This window comes from Streptomyces klenkii (assembly GCF_003626645.1).
Classification (GTDB): domain Bacteria; phylum Actinomycetota; class Actinomycetes; order Streptomycetales; family Streptomycetaceae; genus Streptomyces; species Streptomyces klenkii.
Window position 1 is genome coordinate 1 of record NZ_RBAM01000194.1, and the last position, 1,058, is coordinate 1,058.

The 1,058-nt window shown below is 71.4% G+C and carries 1 protein-coding gene; it reads left to right on the top strand.

The window, feature by feature from the left end; translation table 11 throughout:
• On the top strand, positions 1-1,058 hold a 1,058-nt coding region (locus D7231_RS35720), incomplete at both ends, for a cation:dicarboxylate symporter family transporter (protein ID WP_120760546.1).

The following is a 1,058-nucleotide window of genomic DNA, read 5'->3' on the forward strand; positions in this document are numbered from 1 at the left end:
GGCTACTTCCTGGTGATGTCCACCCTCGCGCTGGCCGTGGGCCTGGTCGTCGGCAACCTCCTGGAGCCGGGCGCGGGCCTGCACCTCACCGAGGAGGCCCGGGGCGTGGGCGCCGAACAGGCCGAGGGCGCGGCCGAGTCCACCACCGACTTCCTGCTCGGCATCATCCCGACCACCATGGTCTCGGCCTTCACCGAGGGCGAGGTCCTCCAGACGCTGCTCGTCGCGCTGCTGGCCGGCTTCGCGCTCCAGGCGATGGGCCCGGCCGGGGAGCCGGTGCTGCGGGGCATCGGGCACGTGCAGCGGATGGTCTTCCGGGTGCTCGGCATGATCATGTGGGCCGCGCCGGTGGGGGCGTTCGGGGCGATCGCCGCGGTGGTGGGGGAGACCGGCACGGACGCGCTGCGCTCGCTGGCCGTCATCATGATCGGCTTCTACACGACCTGCCTGATTTTCGTCTTCGTCGTCCTGGGGCTGCTGCTGCGGGTGGTCGCCGGGATCAACATCTTCTCCCTGCTGCGCTACCTGGGCCGGGAGTTCCTGCTGATCCTGTCCACCTCCTCCTCCGAGTCGGCCCTGCCGCGCCTGATCGCCAAGATGGAGCACGCGGGCGTCTCCCGGCCGGTCGTCGGCATCACGGTCCCCACCGGGTACTCCTTCAACCTCGACGGCACCGCGATCTACCTGACCATGGCCTCGCTGTTCATCGCGGAGGTGATGGGCGACCCGCTGTCGCTGGGCGAGCAGGTCTCGCTGCTGGCGTTCATGATCATCGCCTCCAAGGGCGCGGCCGGGGTCACCGGCGCCGGTCTCGCCACGCTGGCCGGCGGGCTCCAGTCCCACCGCCCCGAACTCCTCGACGGCGTCGGCCTGATCGTCGGCATCGACCGCTTCATGAGCGAGGCCCGCGCCCTGACCAACTTCGCCGGCAACGCGGTCGCCACGGTCGTCATCGGCACGTGGACCAGGGAGGTCGACCGCACCCGCATGCGCGAGGTCCTGGGCGGCGCGCTCCCCTTCGACGAGTCCACGCTGGTGGCGGACGGCCACGGGTCCCC